20 protein-coding genes and 1 pseudogene are annotated in these 16,940 nt (G+C 62.4%); 8 read left to right on the forward strand and 13 right to left on the reverse strand.

What is annotated here, in order from left to right; translation table 11 throughout:
- Positions 1-31: 31 nt before the first annotated feature.
- Genes ASE00_RS13705 through otsB form a run of 3 tightly spaced genes read right to left on the reverse strand, consistent with a single transcriptional unit; the run spans position 32 to position 2,287 of the window.
- Positions 32-1,366, reverse strand: a complete 1,335-nt coding sequence (locus tag ASE00_RS13705) for a chloride channel protein (protein WP_056381107.1) — start codon at positions 1,364-1,366, stop codon at positions 32-34.
- A complete protein-coding gene (locus ASE00_RS13710; RefSeq protein WP_056381108.1) occupies positions 1,363-1,566 on the reverse strand; it encodes a hypothetical protein in 204 nt (67 codons plus the stop codon). The genes ASE00_RS13705 and ASE00_RS13710 overlap by 4 nt, the downstream gene beginning before the upstream one ends.
- Positions 1,553-2,287 carry a trehalose-phosphatase gene (gene otsB, locus ASE00_RS13715; protein WP_235538664.1) on the reverse strand — a complete coding sequence of 245 codons (735 nt, stop codon included), beginning with the start codon at positions 2,285-2,287 and terminating at the stop codon, positions 1,553-1,555. The genes ASE00_RS13710 and otsB overlap by 14 nt, the downstream gene beginning before the upstream one ends.
- A gap of 212 nt (positions 2,288-2,499) precedes the next feature.
- Between otsB and ASE00_RS13720 the strand changes: the two genes are divergently transcribed.
- The 4 genes and pseudogenes from ASE00_RS13720 to ASE00_RS13730 all read left to right on the forward strand — a co-directional run bounded on the left by ASE00_RS13720 (position 2,500) and on the right by ASE00_RS13730 (position 4,949).
- On the forward strand, positions 2,500-2,970 hold the full coding sequence (locus tag ASE00_RS13720; RefSeq protein ID WP_235538665.1) for an MgtC/SapB family protein: 471 nt from the start codon (positions 2,500-2,502) through the stop codon (positions 2,968-2,970).
- A gap of 357 nt (positions 2,971-3,327) precedes the next feature.
- Positions 3,328-3,618: a helix-turn-helix domain-containing protein gene (locus ASE00_RS13725; RefSeq protein WP_056381115.1), complete on the forward strand. Its 291-nt coding sequence runs from the start codon at positions 3,328-3,330 to the stop codon at positions 3,616-3,618.
- A pseudogene (locus ASE00_RS24070) lies at positions 3,615-3,917 on the forward strand (HipA N-terminal domain-containing protein); the annotation flags it as partial. The gene ASE00_RS13725 and the pseudogene ASE00_RS24070, both read left to right, overlap by 4 nt.
- On the forward strand, positions 3,918-4,949 hold the full coding sequence (locus tag ASE00_RS13730; RefSeq protein ID WP_200957925.1) for a HipA domain-containing protein: 1,032 nt from the start codon (positions 3,918-3,920) through the stop codon (positions 4,947-4,949). It abuts the pseudogene before it with no gap.
- 5 nt (positions 4,950-4,954) lie between these two features.
- Here ASE00_RS13730 and ASE00_RS13735 read toward each other — a convergent pair whose 3' ends face one another.
- The 6 genes from ASE00_RS13735 to trbJ form a co-directional block, all read right to left on the reverse strand.
- On the reverse strand, positions 4,955-5,197 hold the full coding sequence (locus ASE00_RS13735; protein ID WP_056381119.1) for a DUF2274 domain-containing protein: 243 nt from the start codon (positions 5,195-5,197) through the stop codon (positions 4,955-4,957).
- Positions 5,198-6,397, reverse strand: coding sequence for a TrbI/VirB10 family protein (locus tag ASE00_RS13740; RefSeq protein ID WP_056381122.1), 1,200 nt, complete (start codon positions 6,395-6,397; stop codon positions 5,198-5,200).
- Positions 6,394-7,332, reverse strand: a complete 939-nt coding sequence (trbG, locus tag ASE00_RS13745) for a P-type conjugative transfer protein TrbG (protein WP_082594680.1) — start codon at positions 7,330-7,332, stop codon at positions 6,394-6,396. Before trbG ends, ASE00_RS13740 begins: the two co-directional genes overlap by 4 nt.
- Positions 7,329-8,147, reverse strand: a complete 819-nt coding sequence (trbF, locus tag ASE00_RS13750) for a conjugal transfer protein TrbF (RefSeq protein WP_056381124.1) — start codon at positions 8,145-8,147, stop codon at positions 7,329-7,331. The genes trbG and trbF overlap by 4 nt, the downstream gene beginning before the upstream one ends.
- Positions 8,147-9,451, reverse strand: coding sequence for a P-type conjugative transfer protein TrbL (gene trbL, locus ASE00_RS13755; protein ID WP_056381126.1), 1,305 nt, complete (start codon positions 9,449-9,451; stop codon positions 8,147-8,149). Before trbL ends, trbF begins: the two co-directional genes overlap by 1 nt.
- Before the next feature lie 115 nt (positions 9,452-9,566).
- Positions 9,567-10,325 carry a P-type conjugative transfer protein TrbJ gene (trbJ, locus tag ASE00_RS13760; RefSeq protein ID WP_056381129.1) on the reverse strand — a complete coding sequence of 253 codons (759 nt, stop codon included), beginning with the start codon at positions 10,323-10,325 and terminating at the stop codon, positions 9,567-9,569.
- A 910-nt stretch (positions 10,326-11,235) separates the two neighbouring features.
- On the opposite strand from trbJ, the gene ASE00_RS22995 reads away from it, so the two are divergent.
- Positions 11,236-12,178 (forward strand): IS630 family transposase gene (locus ASE00_RS22995; RefSeq protein WP_414819849.1). Its coding sequence is split into 2 segments (ribosomal slippage): positions 11,236-11,573 and positions 11,572-12,178, totalling 945 coding nucleotides; the frame shifts between segments, so codons are not numbered across the junction.
- Positions 12,179-12,941: 763 nt separating this feature from the next.
- Positions 12,942-13,136 carry a hypothetical protein gene (locus tag ASE00_RS23005; protein ID WP_082594681.1) on the forward strand — a complete coding sequence of 65 codons (195 nt, stop codon included), beginning with the start codon at positions 12,942-12,944 and terminating at the stop codon, positions 13,134-13,136.
- Positions 13,137-13,198: 62 nt separating this feature from the next.
- Here ASE00_RS23005 and ASE00_RS13775 read toward each other — a convergent pair whose 3' ends face one another.
- Complete coding sequence (locus ASE00_RS13775; protein WP_156405420.1) at positions 13,199-13,396, reverse strand: hypothetical protein; 198 nt, start codon at positions 13,394-13,396, stop codon at positions 13,199-13,201.
- A 44-nt stretch (positions 13,397-13,440) separates the two neighbouring features.
- Here ASE00_RS13775 and ASE00_RS13780 point away from each other — a divergent pair, with 44 nt between their 5' ends.
- Positions 13,441-13,809 carry a DUF2513 domain-containing protein gene (locus ASE00_RS13780; protein WP_056381135.1) on the forward strand — a complete coding sequence of 123 codons (369 nt, stop codon included), beginning with the start codon at positions 13,441-13,443 and terminating at the stop codon, positions 13,807-13,809.
- Between the two features lie 31 nt (positions 13,810-13,840).
- Positions 13,841-15,325 carry a recombinase family protein gene (locus ASE00_RS13785; RefSeq protein WP_056381137.1) on the forward strand — a complete coding sequence of 495 codons (1,485 nt, stop codon included), beginning with the start codon at positions 13,841-13,843 and terminating at the stop codon, positions 15,323-15,325.
- 24 nt (positions 15,326-15,349) lie between these two features.
- Here the strand turns inward: ASE00_RS13785 and ASE00_RS13790 are convergent, their stop codons facing one another.
- Genes ASE00_RS13790 through ASE00_RS13800 form a run of 3 tightly spaced genes read right to left on the reverse strand, consistent with a single transcriptional unit; the run spans position 15,350 to position 16,933 of the window.
- The gene (locus ASE00_RS13790; protein WP_056381138.1) at positions 15,350-15,601 is read right to left on the reverse strand and encodes an accessory factor UbiK family protein; all 252 of its coding nucleotides are present in this window, start codon (positions 15,599-15,601) and stop codon (positions 15,350-15,352) included.
- Between the two features lie 14 nt (positions 15,602-15,615).
- Complete coding sequence (locus ASE00_RS13795) at positions 15,616-16,173, reverse strand: TspO/MBR family protein (RefSeq protein ID WP_056381140.1); 558 nt, start codon at positions 16,171-16,173, stop codon at positions 15,616-15,618.
- Positions 16,166-16,933, reverse strand: coding sequence for a TlyA family RNA methyltransferase (locus ASE00_RS13800; protein WP_056381142.1), 768 nt, complete (start codon positions 16,931-16,933; stop codon positions 16,166-16,168). The genes ASE00_RS13795 and ASE00_RS13800 overlap by 8 nt, the downstream gene beginning before the upstream one ends.
- Positions 16,934-16,940: the final 7 nt, after the last annotated feature.

A 16,940-nucleotide genomic window follows, 5' to 3' on the forward strand; every position in this document is an offset into this window, starting at 1 on the left:
GATCGGTCGCCAACGGTGTGGCGACGAGCGATCAGCCCGCCTCCTGACGTGCGCCTGGGTCGCCGGTAGGGCCCAGCGCGAAGCGCTTCGACAGCCCATGATACAGCCTTTCCTTGCAGACCAGCTGGCCGGCGAAGTCCGCGACGAGTGCAGACGCGAGTAACGGCATCATCAGTCCGCGGCTCGCGGTCGTTTCCGAGATGATGATCACAGCGGTGAGCGGCGCCCGCACTACACCTGTGAAATATGCGACCATGCCCAGCAGCACGATTGCGCCCGGCGGATAGTCGGGAAAGATACTGCGCAACATGTCACCGATACCCGCGCCGACCGAGAGCGAGGGCGCGAAAATACCACCTGGCAGGCCGGATACCGCCGTTGCCAGCGTTGAGACGAACTTTGCCGCGCCGAACCACAGAGGCACGTCGGCCCCCGCGATCACCGCATGAGCGGTCCGATAACCCGTGCCCCAGGTCAATCCCGTCACCGTGCCGAGGATCGCGATGACCATCCCGCACCCGCCGGCCAACAGGATCGGTCGCGCGCGCAGCCATTGAATCGGCGCGAAGGCCGTCGTCGCTATGCCGAGCATCATGCGCGCGAACAGGCCGCCTGCCATTCCTCCAAGCACTCCCGCGACCGGCGCCGCGATGAGCGCCTGTGACACGCCGAGCGTCTGCCGCATGACGCCGAAATAGACATAGTCGCCCGCCAGTCCCAGGCTGACCATGCCGGCGATCAGGACCGCCGCCATGACGAGCAGGGTCATGCGCTGTTCATAGGCTGAGGCGAGTTCCTCGATTGCGAAGGACACGCCCGCCAGCGGCGTGTTGAAGGCGGCGGCCACGCCGGCAGCGCCGCCCGCGATAAATACCGAGGCGCGCAGCGGGATCGCCATCCACCGATGCACATAACCCATTATCGATGCCGCGATCTGAACCGTCGGTCCCTCGCGCCCCACCGATGCCCCGCACAGCAGCGCGCCGATGGTCAGCATGAGCTTGGCGATCACGGTTCGTGCCGAGACCAACGCCGTCATCCCGCGCTCGGGATCGCGCGACGCTGCAATGACCTGTGGTATTCCGGAGCCGCTCGCGGCCGGGGCCATCCTGCGCGTCAGCCACACAAGGCTCGCAAAGCCAAGCGGTGTCGCGACCAACGGCATCCACCACCACTGACGGGCCATCTGCAGAAATAGCATACCCGCCCAGTCCGATAGTCTTGCGAATAGCAGCGCGATCAGTCCGATCACAATCGCGCCACCCAGGATCGCGATACGCCGCCGCCAGACCATAGCTTCGGGACCATGGCGGCGCAGCAGCGCCCGCAAGCGGATCGGCGTAAGGTTACGAAAACGCATCGTCATCGCTCGATCGGGACGCGAATAAGCATAGGGGTCAGACCGACCAATCCGACGATGACGAAGCCGCCCTTCTGGGCCGCGGTACCGACCAACATGCAACTCGCCATTGCAAGCGCAAGCGCGCGTCGCATCCCGCAAAAGAACATGGATGCGCCCGACAGCCGGACCTCGGCGCCGTTCGGAGCGGATTTAGCGGCCTGCATGGCGCGCTCGCCCGGCCTTCGGCGCACATTGGAGCCATCTGCGGACCGATAACGGATGGGGTAGGCCGAATGACGCCGCTGTCGCGCGACAGCCACCGACCAGGATACCGAGACCACCGAGTTCCCGCGCCGCCTTGAAGCCCGCTTCGTCGGTCAGGTCATCGCCGATGAAGATGGGACGCGAGCCACGCATATCCCCACTGTCCATGTAGCGGCGAACGGCTGATCCCTTATTGCCGCCGGGCGCGCGGACCTCGACCACGCTCTTTCCCATTTGGAGCGTCAGGCCAAGGGCCGTGGCCAGTCCGCTGGCGATGATCGGTGCGAGCCGCCTCAACCCTGGTGCCGACCTATAATGAAGTGCAACGCCCAAGCTCTTTTCCTCAACCAGAGCCCCGGCGTGGCTCGCTGCCGCGCAATGAAACGCCTCGGCGACGACGTCGAGCGACGCAGGTCGATCAGGCTGGACCAAATGCCCGTCGGTGCGATGTTCTATGCCGTGACTTGCGGATATCGCGATCTGGCCGGCGATGGGGCCGAGCAGGCTATCCAACTGAGCAAGCGAGCGGCCGCTGACGATCGCAAGCCGACCTTCGAAGGACCGCGCCAGTTCGCGAAGAAGGGCAGTCAACCCCGGTTCGACGATCACCGCCTCAGGTCGCATGGCGATGTCGACAAGCGTGCCATCAAAATCAAGAAAGAGGCTGGCGTCGGTGAGCAAGTCAACCGGCGGCTCGGGAAGGCAGGTAATGGGGCACTCCATCGATGTGAATCGCTGCCGGACAGGGACACCTCTCTGAAACAAAAGCGCGATTGTATCGTAACGCGATATATTTGAGTTCTTTCCGCGTCAACCGGATGACGCGAAGAAACAGGGAGCGGTCGGGGTGGACGACGCGTTGTGGAAATATGGATGCTGCTGCTTTCTCCCCGATGTATTTTAGCTGGCTGGACGTGCTTGCGCGCCTGGGGGCCGCAAGCTTGTTATCGCTTGCCATCGGCATCGAGCGCTTCGTGCGCCGCAAGCCAGTCGACTTCCGCCCGTTTTTGATCGTCTCGCTGGCGTCGAGCGCGCTCATTATCGGCCTCATCGAGGCGAGCTTCGCCATTCGGGATCCGCGGCTGTCGATCGATCCTGGCAGAGTTATGAGTGGCGTGATGACCGGGGTCGGCTTCCTTGGGGCGGGCGCGTTGTTTCGCGAAAAGCATATCGTCCAGGGCGCGGGATCAGCCGCCGCGTTCTGGGCGGCTGGTGCGATCGGGATCGTTTGCGGCCTTGGCCTGCTTTGGCTGGGGGCGCTTCTCGCCGGTGGCATCCTCCTACTGTTTCTCGCGGGACGGCCTTTCACGGAGACCTATGATGCCCGGATGAGCGATGAGGCGCGCGGTGATAACGGACATTGAGCGTGACGCGGGCGTTGCAACGCTCAGGAGCAGCAGCAATCCGCCGAGCCCGGATGTTTATCGAAGCCATGGCCTCCCGGCTGCCGTCGCGGTGAACGGCAAGCAGGCTGGACACGAAGTCAGAGGCGGATGTCGGCTGTGCTGGCCATGCCGCGCCAATTCGGCAAGCATCGCCACATGCATGGCCGCGATATCGCTTGCTGTCCCAACTTTGTGACCGCGCATGGAAATGCAAGGATCGATCTTTATGTTAGCGAACGATCACTTAGTTCTAATGCGATTGAACGCTCTCTTTTTCTGATTGCGATCGAACGGTAACATAGATAAAAAGTGATCGTTCGGTAGCGGGAGGGCATTGTGCAGGTTCGCACGGCGAAAGAGATCGGCACGTTCATTCGCGACCAGCGCAGGAGACAGCAGCTCGATCAGGCAACGCTGGCGTCGCGTATCGGCGTCAACCGCCGCTGGGTCATGGAAGTCGAACGCGGCAAGCCACGAGCCGAGATCGACCTGGTGTTGAAGGCGCTGGAGGCGTTGGGCCTCAGTTTGTCCGTTGATCGAACCAACCTACCCGGCCCGAGCGCGGACGCGCTCGATATCGTCGATATCGATGCGATCGTGCGCAAGGCGAAGGGGCCTGCAACATGAATACGGAACTCTTCGTTTTGCTTTCCGACCGCGTGATCGGCCGCGTGGTCCAGGACGACCGGGCCAAATTATCGTTCATCTATGACGAAGCCTGGCGCGATATTCGGGGCGCATATCCATTGTCGCTTTCGATGCCGCTTGCAGCGCTTGAGCACAGGCATAACGAAATCAGCGCCTATATCTGGGGCCTGCTCCCCGATAATGAACTCGTGCTCGATCGCTGGGCGAAGCGGTTCCAGGTCTCGGCCCGCAACCCGTTCGCGCTGATCGCCAATGTCGGTGAAGATTGCGCCGGCGCCGTGCAGTTCGTCCGCCCCGAGCGTCTCGACGCCATTCTCCAAAGCGGCGCCGGCGACGTCGCCTGGCTCGAAGAAGCGGAGATCGCAGCGCGCATCCGGCAGCTTCGTGAGGATCAGTCCGCCTGGCGCCGGCCCGGCGACACCGGGCAGTTCAGCCTGGCCGGCGCACAACCGAAAACCGCGCTTCTCCTTCAGAAGGATCGCTGGGGCGTGCCGTCCGGCCGCATTCCGACGACCCACATCCTCAAGCCACCGAGCGCCGATTTCGATGGCCATGCCGAGAACGAGCATTTCTGCCTGGTGCTCGCGCGCGCGCTTGGCCTCCCTGTGGCAACGTCGACCGTCATGCGGTTCGGCGACGAGGTGGTGTTCGTCGTGGAGCGCTACGATCGGCAAGCGACCGATCGCGGCGTCATCCGCATCCATCAGGAGGATATGTGCCAAGCGCTGGGCGTACTTCCAACGCACAAATATGAAAATGAAGGCGGTCCGGGCGTATCGATGATCGCCGGCCTGTTGAGAGAAAATTCTCGGACACCGGTGGAGGACGTCCAGACATTCCTCGATGCCATCGCGCTCAACTGGCTCATCGGTGGCACCGATGCCCATGCCAAGAATTATTCCATCTTAATCGGCGCCGCCGGCCGGGTCCGACTGGCACCGCTCTACGACGTGGCGAGCATCTTGCCCTATGACGACTTCGATCCGATGCGCGCCAAGCTCGCCATGAAGATCGGCGGAAAATACCGCCTCCGCGACATTTCCCCGCGCGGCTGGGACAAGGTCGCCGCCGAGCTGGAACTGGATCCAGCGGCCCTATCTGAACGCGTTCGCGCGATGGCCGATGCACTGCCGGCTGCAGCCGAAAGCGTTCAACGAGATATGCGCGATGCTGGGATGACACATGCCATCGTAACCCGGCTGGTGGAACGCTTGAAAGCACAGGCGGCAACGAGTTCGAAGCAGTTTGCGCTGGCAGAAAGCGTCACGGCGGCGACGGGCAATGCAGCTGGCGGCATCGCCGACGAATAGAAGTGTCAGGCTGACATATTTTTCTGCCCCCGCAGCCGGGCCTCACGCTCGCGGACGAAGACGCGGTCGCTTTCAAGGAAGGTGACAAGCATGGCCGGGATCAAGTCGGCGACCGGCTCGTCGCGCCCATAGGTTTGCGCATAGAGCGCGGCATAGTCGGTCAGCGCCTGGTGCAGATCGGGCATTACCGAGATACTGAGTTTGATCGGCGTTCGATCGGGCAACTGTGTAAGTTTGAGGCCCGCCATTCAATCTCTCCTGCCTGCCGGCGGCGCGAATATGAGATCCTTGTGCACCACGAGCCGAACCGGCGCGCCGGGACGTATGGCGATCGTCGGCTGGATGCCTAGATTGCGCTGGGTGATCTGATCGCCAGCTCGCGCGACGTTGTCCTGCGTCGACATCCGGATCGCCTGTACGAGGTCGCTCTGCCCGGAGAGCGCCAGTTCTGAGCTGACGCCGAGCAGCGTGGACAGGACAACACCCTTCAGAAGCTGCCAGGTGTGCAAGTCGACCTTGTCGGCGAGGCCGGCATAGCCGGACGGGTCGGTCGCCGGGACATTGTCGATGCGCAGCGAACTTCCGTCCGGCATGATGATGCGCTGCCAGACGATCAGCGCCCGCTTCTGACCGAACGCGACGACACTGTCATAGCTGCCCACCAACCGGGCGCCCTGCGGCACGAGCAGCAATCGGCCGGTGGCGCTGTCGTAAGTGTTCTCGGTCACCTGTGCCGTGACCAGTCCCGGCAGGTCGGACCGTAGGCCCGTGATCAGACTGGCCGAGATCACGCTGCCCGCCGACAGTGTGTAGGGCGACGGCAGTGCCGTGAGCGCATGCGGATTCACGTTGGCCTTCGGATCCAGCGCAGCCACGAACGCGGTCTTGCGCCCCTGGGCATTGGGATCGCTTGTCGGATCGAGAGTAACCTTACCAGGCTCGCTTGCGGGCGTTGCTGCGGGCGCGGCGATGGACGCTTCGCCGGTCGACTGGGTCTGACGGTTCTGCACCAGAACTCCAGACTCGCGGGCCGCTTTCAGTTCGGCGAGCCTGCGTTCCCGTTCTGCCGCTTCCGCCTTCTGAAACTGCTGGTCAGTCGGATTGATCGCCGTCGCAAGCTGCTGCTGCCGTTCTAGGATCGGCTTGCCAAGGTCACCCGGGAGCGGTGGGCCGAGACGTGGCACGTCGCCGTAGGTGGCCGGTGCGCCGCTCAAGTCATCACTCGTCGGTCGCACATTGGGTTGCGACAATTCCTGCTGGGTGTCCCCGCGCTGGAAGAACCGCGGTTTCAACGCCATCCAGGTCACGGCGATCAGGCTCACCGAGCCGATTGCCGCGATCGCGATGATCACGCCGCGCTTGAAGCGGATCGCGCGCGGCGGCCGCGCCCGGATCGCTAGCGTCTCCGGGTCAAGCTTGGCGCCCGACTGCGCTAGGGCTTCAGTCACGACGCCCTCCGCCGATTGTCGGCCTGGCCGGATCGGGTGATCCGCACGATGTCCTGACGCTTCAGCCCAAGTCGCAGCTCTGCGGTCTCGAACAGCCGGTCGACGACATAATAGCGCCCCTGCACCCGATAATTGACCAGCTGCGCAGCCCCCTTGCCATCGACAAGGAAGAGCGGCGGCGCTTCGCCGGTGCCCAGACTGGCCGGGAACTCGATAAAGGTCTGCCGACCATCGTCGAATGCGCGGAGTGGCCGCCACGCAGGCTGGTCGCCAGAGATGACATAGTCGAAATGGAGCTGGTCGACCGAGAGCCCGATCGCGATGGGCTGCACGGCGCGGGCTCGATCCTCCGCCGCCTTCAGCGCGATGATCTGGTCCTGCGGATAGGTCCATGACAGGGCCACCATCGCCGAGCGTTCGGCGCTCGAAAGCGCGAGATGGTAGGTTCGCCGGTCGGTGGTGATGATGATGTTGGTGACGAGCCCGGGGGCAAATGGCTTCACCAGGACATGCGTCCGCTTGGCGTCCCCGCTGCCGCTGGTCGTGTCGCCGATCGCCCATCGAACTGTATCGCCGGCGGCCACAGCGCCCAGCGCTTCTCCCGGCTGCAGCGCAATGTCAGTAACCTGCCCGGGTGCCGTGAGTACGCGGAAAACCGCGCCATCGCTGAACGGGTAGACCTGAACCGCGTTGATATATCCAGCCGCGACCGGTTCAAGCGTCGCCGCGCGGTTGGCGGCGCGGACGCGCAATTCCGCCGGCGAAGGTGGCACCCGCCGATGCAGTTTCGTCCGCGGCCTCGCCGTTGGGCTGGGCTGGGCGACGACCGGTGCGGCCACCACCGCTGGGGGCACCGGCGGCGACGGGAGGGGCGCGGTCTGGGCCGCCGCGATGCTGGCGCTGGCGAGAAGGCCGATGACGACAAGCGATTTCATTGGCGGGTCTCCGCTTGCGGTTGCTGGGGCTGGGCGAGGTTCGGATCGAGCGGCGATCCGAGCGGGAGGTTCGGATCCGGGGCCATGGCCGGCCTTGCGGAGGGCGATAGCGCTGCGGGCGCCGTCACCCCCGGTTCCAATTCCCGGCTCCAGTCGACGGCATCGACATAGAGTCCGAGCGGATTGCGGCGCAGCGCATCCGCGCTCGCTGGCGCCTTGAGGACGACGGTCAGGATACCGGTCCAATGTGCTGACCCGGCCTGCGCTCCGCGTTCGTAGCTGGTCTCGATCCATTTCACCTGAAACGACCGATCGGAGGCGCGGACGACGCTCGTGACCTGTACCGATACCGTTCGCTCTCCGACACGGCCAAACGGATCGGCCGCGCGGACATAGTCGCCAAGAAAGACCGCGCCGCGCTTGGTGGTGAAGTCATAGGCCGACAGCCAGTCCTGGCGCATGAGCACCGGATCGAGCGAAACCGACCGGACGCTGGTAACGAAGCGGCCGAGGAACCATGCGATCTGCGGATCGGTCGGATGATACCCGGCTTCGGCCTCCGTCACCGCGCGCGGCTCGCCGAGCCTGTCGACCTCGACGACGTAGGGAACGACCCGGCTCTGGACCGACTGCCAGAGCAGTCCGCCCGACAGTGCCGCTGTCAGTCCGAGGCATCCGAACGCCATCAGCCGCCAGTTCCGTGCCTGCACCCGGGCCGAGCCGATCCGGTCGTCCCAGAGCTGGCCGGCTCGCTGGAATGGGGTTTCGGGGACGGGCGACCGCCCATAGCGTTGCACGGCTCTCTTGAAGATCATCAGTCTTCCCTTTCTTTGATGTCGGGGGTGGCACCGGCGGCGCCGCGATCGCCTTGACCGATCGCGTGGATGGCCGCCTGGCGGTAGTGTCGGGCGGATGCCTGATCCTTCATCGCGCGCGCCCAGCCGGGCATGCCGCGGGCCTCGTCGGCCCCGGCGGCTCCGCCGGGCGACGTTCTGCCGACCATGGCGTTGAACGCGCCCTGCCGGCCGGCCTCGGCGGCCTCGCCAAGACCGAGCGCGGCAGACATGCGTGAGCGGGCCGCGCTCGAAGCAGCGGAGGCCACGCCCTTCATACCGGCGCCGACCGACGCCGAGCCACTCGCTTCCTGACCCAGCTTAAAGGCGGTCCCCGCGGCGGATCCCATCGTGGTGCCGGCGCGAACGGCACCGAGGCCGGCGGCTGCCAGGCCACGTGCGGCGTCGGCGGCCCCTGCTGCGCCGAGCACGACGATTCCACCGGCTCCCAGAGCCGTGCCGAAGGCCGATCCGGCGCCGAGCTGCGGCGCACCGGAGACGAGACCCGAAGCGATGCCGGGGCCGAAGATGCCGAGACCGAACAGTGCGAGGCTGGCAAGCACCAGGCTCAATGCCTGACCGATGTCGGGTTCCTGACTCTGTAGGGCGGTGGTAAACTGGGAAAAATAGTTGGAGCCGATACCGACGATCACGGCCAGCACCATCACCTTGATGCCCGAGCTGACCACATGGCCGAGCACGCGTTCGGCGAGGAAGCTCGTCCGGTTCCAGAGAGCGAACGGCACGAGAATGAAGCCGGCCAGCGAGCTCAGCTTGAACTCGAGGATCGTGACGAACATCTGCACGGCGAGGATGAAGAAGGCGAGGATGACGAGCAGCCAGGCGATGAGCAGGACCATGATCGTCAGGAAATTGTCGAAGAAGCTCGTGAACCCTATCATCTGAGATGCCTGCTCGAGCAGCGGCCAGGCAGCGGAAAATCCGGTTCCGGCGAGGCGGCCCGGCTTGAGCAGGTCGGCGGCGGCCAGGCCACCACCGCCGGCGGTCAGTCCGGCCTGCGCGAACGAACGGAAGATGATGTCGGCGAGCGTGGAGAAGCTGTTCAGGATGAACGCGAACGCGCCGATGTAGAGGATCTTGCGGATGAGGCGTCCGAGGACATTGTCCTCGCCGCCGAGCGCCCAGAACAGGCCGGCCAGTGTGATGTCGAGCGCGATCAGCGTGCGGCTGAGAAAGCTCACGTCGCCACCGAGGAGGCCGAACCCACTGTCGATGTATGTGATGAAGGCCTGCATGAACTGGTCGATGACGTTGAGGTCGTTCACGGTGTTGCTGTCCTGACGAGCTGAGACGGATGCCGCGGGGCGCGCCTGGGGGAGCTGCGACGCGCCCCGCGGCGACGTCGGCGGAAGGGCGAGGCCCGCCGACGCCGTGCGGCGCCTACCGGGGGGTGTAGGCTGTGCCGGAACCGAGGAATTTCTTGGTCGCGCCCTGCGCATCGGACTGGGCCTGTGCGCGACTGGCCCGTTCGATCGCGTCGGCGCGATACTGCGCCGCCATCAGCGTCTGGAGCTGGAACTGTTGCTTGGCGACGAGGGCGAGCAGCTGGTTCGTGGCCTGCTGCGCCTGCAGCGCGCCCTGCGCACCCTGGCTGCGCTGGACGATACCGTTGAGCGTGCTCGCATCGGCAGCGACGTTCTCGACGACCTGCGCCTGGACGGTCATCGCCTGCTTGTACGCATCCATCGCGGCATCGAGCCTGGCGCGAGCATCGATGACGTGCTGGTTGCCGGTCAGCGCCTGGTTGAAGCTCCTCGGGAACATCGACTGAAACTGCTGGTCGAGGCCGGCGACGCGGAACCGTATGGCCTGCGCCTGCCCCATCAGCTGGTCGATCTGCTGGATCGTCTGGGTGATCGCCTGCAGCTCGGGGAAAGTGATCGTGCTCAGGTTACGCGCCTGATTGATCAGGCTCTGCGCCTGGTTCTGCAGCATCTGGATTTGATTATTGATCTGCTGGAGCGTGCGCGCCGCGGTCAGGATGTTCTGGCTGTAGTTGCCCGGGTCGAACACCGTGAGCTGCGCCCTCGCCGGCGTGGTCGTCGTGGTCACCCCCATCACGATTGATCCGATGGCGCATGCGGTCAGCGCGCCGGGGATCATTTCTTTCCGTAGCTTAATCCGACTCCATCTACTCATCTCAGGCTCCTTATGATTGGGGAGCCTGCAGATTCTATCAGACGCGCTTCAGGCGGCAGAGCCTATCGGGAGACCCCGAGCGTCGTTTCGAGGACCGTTGGCTCAATCCCGACTGCCCTAGCCTGAGGGACCAACGATGCTTTTGCAGAGGGCGCTACAACCCAATGCTTCGGTGGATTGATGGGTAGCGCTTTTGAGTAGCGTCCCAAAACCGACGGAATGTCCGGTATTGAAGCGCGAAGCCGCGAGCACCTATCAGCGCGAGAGGATTGGTCACAACGCTTCCAAGTCCCACCGGTTCGTTTCAGACCGGTGGATCAATGACGAGGTAGAACGTGGCAAGCGCAACTGCGCCGAGCAGGAGTGTCGCTGAAACATTTCCAGCCCACACGGTGGAGCGGTCACGTATTGCTACTGCCCACCATATGAGAGCGCCAGATCCAGCACCAATGAGGCTATTTGCTAACGCGCTCGATACGATGCTCTGGGGCTCCATGGCCCAGTTTTGACCGGTCCACAGCCAATAGGCGAAGACAGCAAATATAGCCAAGGCTGGTTCCGGCCCACCATCTGGTTAGCCCGATCTTTCTCATCGTCCACCAAATTGGAAAGCAGATCGCGGCGACAGCGACCATTTCTACCATGATCAAAGCCGCGATAAATTCCATGGGAAACAGGAAAGTCGCCCCGGACCCGCGCGACGCGCTCCACCGCCAAGGCCACCGATCAAGCGCAGCTTTGCCTACCTGCAATAAAGTGGCTCCAACGACGCCCACCGAGAAAGCACGCAGCTGTACGAGGCCGGCCGCGATCACCGACGCTAGACTCGATTTCTGATTGATTGAATCGGAGGGGGATTCCCTTTTTGCCTGAGGTCTGATTCAACCTTGTAGTGGTTGAGGAGGGAGCGATGGCGAGGCCCTATTCGAATGATCTTCGTGACCGGGTGGCGGCGGCAGTGATTGCGGGCCGTTCGTGCCGCGAGGTGGCGCAGACCTTTGGCGTGAGCGTGGCGAGTGCAGTGAAATGGTCCCAGCGCTTGCGGGCGACGGGAACGGCCGCCTCCGGCAAGATGGGCGGCCATCGCAAGATGCTGCTTGAGCCGCATCGCGATCTTGTTCTGGCGCGGCTGGCGGCGTCACCTGACATGACGATGCGTATGCTGGTAGCCGATCTGGCGGAGCACGGGGTGGTGACGAGCACGGTGTCGGTATGGCGCCTGGTCCGTTCGGCCGGGATCACGTTCAAAAAAAACTCTGTTCGCCGTCGAGCAAGAGCGGCCTGCGATAGCGCGAAGGCGGGCGCAGTGGCGAAAATATCAAGGCCTGCTTGATCCCCGGCGCCTCGTCTTCATCGACGAAACATGGGCGAAGACCAACATGACCCCAATCCGGGGTTGGAGCGAGCGCGGCCAAAAGCTGGTTGGCAGCGCCCCCTTCGGGAAATGGTCGACCCTGACCTTCGTCGCCGCGCTTCGATCAGACCGCATCGATGCGCCCTGTGTGCTCGACGGCCCTATCAATGGCCAAAGCTTCACCGGCTGGATCGAACAGTTCCTCGTGCCGACACTCGCACCCGGCGATATCGTCATCATGGATAATCTGGGCAGCCACAAAGGACCCGGCGTCAGAAAAGCGATCCGGGCAGCAGGAGCAAAGCTTCTCTTCCTGCCGCCATACTCGCCGGACCTGAACCCCATCGAACAGGTCTTCGCCAAGCTCAAACTCATGCTCCGAAGGGCCGCCGAGCGGACCACCGACGATACCTGGAGACGCATCGGCTCCCTGCTCAACCACTTCCCGCCAAACGAATGCGCCAATTATCTCCGAAACTCCGGATACGCTTCCGCCTAAATGAAATCGACTCTAGAGAGCCTTTCCGGTGCTGCTCGCATGATCTTCTTCCTCCCAAGCGTGCTTCGTCACCAAGAGCAATCCTGAGGATTTGGTCAAGTTGAACGCCCAACGGGCGGCACCCAATGCGCGACCAATCGTTATCCAAAGCGGTGGCGGCGGCGTCCCTCGCAAGCTTGCCGTGTGAGGCTTCCTGTTTGGGTGCATACGATGGCCAGTTTTCATCCGGGCGACAGCGTTGTGGCTGTGCCGATCAGCGAGTGCAGGTTAGGTCATCCGGAATGGCATGAGGACTTTGCCCATCCCGAGATGGATCGGCGCACGTATCTCGTTACCTGGGCTGGGATGTCGGCCTACTGGAAACGACCAGTAATCTCAGTAGCGGGACGGCAGGGTCACTTTTGCGCCGGCTGCTTTGCAAAGCGGGCCGATATCCAGCGAGTTGCCCTCCAGCAAGAATCCGTGCGGCGGCCTGAAGTTGCGATCTAATCGCCGTATCGCTTGTGGCCACCGCGCGTATTGCAGTAGCGACCGCCCCGAGGACCGACGTACACATCCCCGCCATTGCAAGGGCAATCGCCGTTGGTGGTGCCGCGAGGCGTAGAAAAGCCCGACCAACCTCGATAGCGTCGCCGGTTCTGAGTACAACGTGACCGCCGAGCAAAGCGTATCTATTTCGCAATTCTTAGGTCGCACGATCTGAGCTTCCCGCACGCAGCGAACAGGTGCAAAATCATAAGGTCGAGTCAAGGAGAAGGTAGCTATGAAAATCTTCACGTTCGCGGTGGCAGCCTTGCTCATGGTCTCTATGGCAGAGCCTTCGATCGCGGCCCCCTGTCGAGACGCGAAAGGCAAATTCGTGAAATGCCCGGAAAAAGCGCCCGCCAAGAAACAGGTTTGCAAAGATGCCAAAGGCAAATTTGCAAAATGTGGGACGCCGGGCGCCAAGCCAGCATAAAAGGAGGTCCGCTCTCCTAGGAGCAGGTCAGCTAAGCATATTCAAGCAACTTCGGCATCTCGTCATTGTAGCGAACTTTGAGGGTCGAGGTCCTCTAGATTCTCTATCCGCTTCAAGATGCGCAGCCATGTCAGATGCCCGTCCATATCATTGGCGGCGAAGAGATCGTCCGCGCGTTGGGCCGCATGGAATGAAGCCGCGTCGCCATATTGCTGCATGAGTTGATTGGCGCAGGCCCAAATCTCCCATTCATCGATCACAAAACACTCTTCAAATGTAGGGATTCGCATGCAATCTAAACGGGATGCGACGCGACTCGGATCTCATCCGCGCGATCCTCTTGGCCATCGAAAAAGACGATCGCTGCGAAGTTTTACGCCTGCCCGACATTGATGGCTACAGCGATGAAGCCGTGCATTTTCATGCGCGCCTGCTCGTCGAGAAGGGCTTCCTGAAGACCTTCTTTCCGGATCGGACCGGCAGGCAACCATGGTGCTGCATCAGGCTGACCTGGGAGGGTTATGACTTTCTCGACGCCATCCGCGATCCCGTGCTTTGGAGATCGGTGAAGCGTGCAGCAGCTAAGGTCGGAAGCTGGTCAATCGAGACGCTGGCGGCCATCGCCAAGTCTATGATCCTGGCAAGGGTGGAGGCGATCGGCCTAGCCGCCTGATCGCGCTCCGCCGTTAGCGACGGAGAAAGTGATGACGAGCCCGCCGATGAAGGCCGCCCAATATGTGCGGATGTCGACCGAAGACCAGGTCTATTCCACGGCCAATCAGATCGACGCGATCACGCGTTATGCGGGCCGCCACCATTTCGAGATAATCCGGACCTATGCCGACGAGGGACGTAGCGGTGTCCAGCTCAAAGGCCGTCCGGCCCTGCAAGAGATGCTACGAGACGTCCTCTCCGGCGACCCAGGCTATCAAGCCATATTGGTCTTCGATGTCAGCCGGTGGGGTCGCTTTCAAGATAGCGACGAGAGCGCGCACTATGAGTTCATATGTCGGCGGGCCGGGGTCCACATACATTATTGTGCAGAATCTTTTCTCAATGACGGCAGCGTCGCCAGCGCGATCATGAAGAATGTTCGTCGGATCATGGCTGGCGAGTTCAGCCGTGATCTGTCGGCTAAGACTTGGGCCGGTCAGAGCCGTCTCGTCTCATTGGGCTACAGGATGGGGGGCAAGGCCGGTTACGGCTTGCGGCGTCTCCTGATCGACCGTGACGGCGTTCCGAAACAGATTTTGGAAGAGGGTCAGCATAAAAGCATCACCACCGACCGCGTGATACTAGTCCCAGGTCCGCCCGAGGAAGTTGCCGTCATTCGCCGAATTTTCGATCTCGCGAAGGCGGGAGAAAATTATCAAAAGATCGCCGACGCGCTCAATGCCGACGGTGTCGCCGCTCCCCTGGTAGCCCAATGGTGCAACGGCTCGATCCGGGCGATCGTCAAGGCGGAACGCTATATGGGCGTGAACATATACAACAAGCGGTCCATGAGGCTCGGATCGCCCTTCGTGTATAATCCTGAAAGCGAGTGGGTCCGCTGCGAGGGTGCTTTTGAGCCGATCGTTTCAGCCGAGACATTTTACGCTGTCCAGGCGCAGGATCGGTACCGCCGCCCCTCCTATACCGACGACCAATTGCTGACGCATTTGCAGCGAGTGTTCGACGAACATGGATATCTGAGCAAAGACCTGATTATCGCGGCAGCACCTCCGACCGCCAAAACCTATCGGGAGCGGTTTGGCGGACTTCGTAGCGCCTATCTTCGGGTCGGCTATGATCCGTGGACGCGGGACAGATATCGTGGCCTGGGCCCCTTGGTGGACTCGTTCATCGACGAAACCAGGAAGGCATTAGAGATTGGTCGGCATCGCGTCTCGCCGACCATGATCAGCAGGCTTCTTACCGTAGATGGCCGGATTGTGATCGCCCCCCGGCTCTACCAACTACACTCGAGCGGATTGTGGAGGTTAAAGTTCTCGCCGTCACCAGACGTTGATCTGGTTCTCGCCGGGCTGATGGACGGCGATACGCGCAAGTCGATGTATCTGATACCGGTTCGAAAATTCGCGAAGTCGCGAACCATAAACATCAAGCCCGATGGGCGGAGCCTTGAGACCTTCAAGCTCTGGGATTTCTCATGGCTGTCAGAAATGATTTCGTGGATCATACCCTAGCATCGCCCCCATCCTCCGACGAATCTAGCTCTTCGCGAGCTTCTGCTCGATCTCGTCTAGCCGCTCTTTCTGAGCTGCAGCGTCAGCGCGCGCGGCCGCAGCCATTGCCTTGACCACTTCAAATTCTTCGCGGCTGACCAAATCAAGCCCGCCGATCCATCCCTTGACCCGTTCCTTGAACGCGTCCTCGGCCTCCCGACCCACGCCCGCGAGCGTGCCCGCCGCGCCATTCATCATCTTCACAAAGTCGTCGAACAGTCGGTTTTCGGACTGCATGGCGTGCTCCTCGATTATTGGATGATAATCGTCGTTCCGCCGGCCGCTTGGATCACGGCTGCGCCGCGCGGATTAAGCTCGTGGATTTGCCAGTTCAACACCGACGCGAAGATTAGCCAGGCAAGATAGGGCAGCATGAGCTTTCCGGCGATCGGTCGGATGCGCCAAAACGCAATGGTCGTGACCGATGCCCAAAGCAGAATTGCGAGAATGAGGCCGAAGGCCAGCATGATCCGGTGCATCGCGAAAAAAACCGGCGACCAGGCAAGGTTCATTGCGAGTTGAATCAGGAAAAGGACGATCGCGATGCCACGCCCCTTCGCGCCGCGCGCGTTGAGAACAACCGCGAGCGCGAGCCCCATCAGGATATAGAGGATCGACCACACCGTCCCGAAAGCCCATCCGGGTGGCATGATCGCCGGCTTTTCGAGCGCGTCAAACCACGGGTTCCCATAGCCTGAATTGGCCAAGCGGCCCGACAGCAGACCGAGCAGCAGAATACCCGGCACCGTGATGAGGGCCCAACGAAGGTAGCTCGTGCGCTGCTGTCGGGGAGATGCAATCTCAGCCATTCCGATCATCTTCCGTTGCCGATGGAGCCAGGGTAGCACCGATCAGGAACTCTATATTCCCTTCGGGCCCAGTGATCGGGCTCGCGGTGATGCCAGCAACGCTCCAGCCTTGCCCGGATATCCAAGCCGCGACCTCGCCGCAAACACGCTCATGCACCGCTGGGTCGCGCACGACGCCACCTTTTCCGACTTCGCCGCGGCCCGCTTCGAATTGCGGCTTGATCAGTGCGATCAGGTGAGCACCGGATTTGGCGAAGGTGATGGGAGCAGAAAGAACCTTGGCTAAGGAGATGAAGCTGGCATCGCACACGATCATGTCCACAAGCTCGGGAATCTCGGCGGCGGTCAGGTTCCGGGCGTTGGTCTGCTCATATACCACCACGCGCGGGTCTTGCCGCAGTTTCCATGCAAGTTGGTTGGTTCCGGAATCGACTGCATAGACGCGGGTGGCTCCATTGGAGAGCAGCACATCGGTGAAGCCGCCTGTCGAAGAGCCGACGTCGATCGCAACGGCGCCATCCACCGACCAGCCAAAATGATTGAGGCCGTGGGCCAGCTTGACCCCGCCGCGCGACACCCAGGGATGGTCCTTGCCCTTCACCTCGAGCGGAGCGTCCAGCTTGAGCGCCTGGCCCGCCTTCTCAACTTTCCTGTCGCCGGAGTAAACCAGCCCGGCCAGTATCAGCGCCTGGCCCTTGGCGCGGCTCTCGACCAAACCGCGTTCGACAAGCAACTGATCGGCACGGACACCCGCTGCCATGACGGCT

Origin of the sequence: Sphingomonas sp. Root710, assembly GCF_001429065.1 — a bacterium.
Taxonomy (GTDB): domain Bacteria; phylum Pseudomonadota; class Alphaproteobacteria; order Sphingomonadales; family Sphingomonadaceae; genus Rhizorhabdus.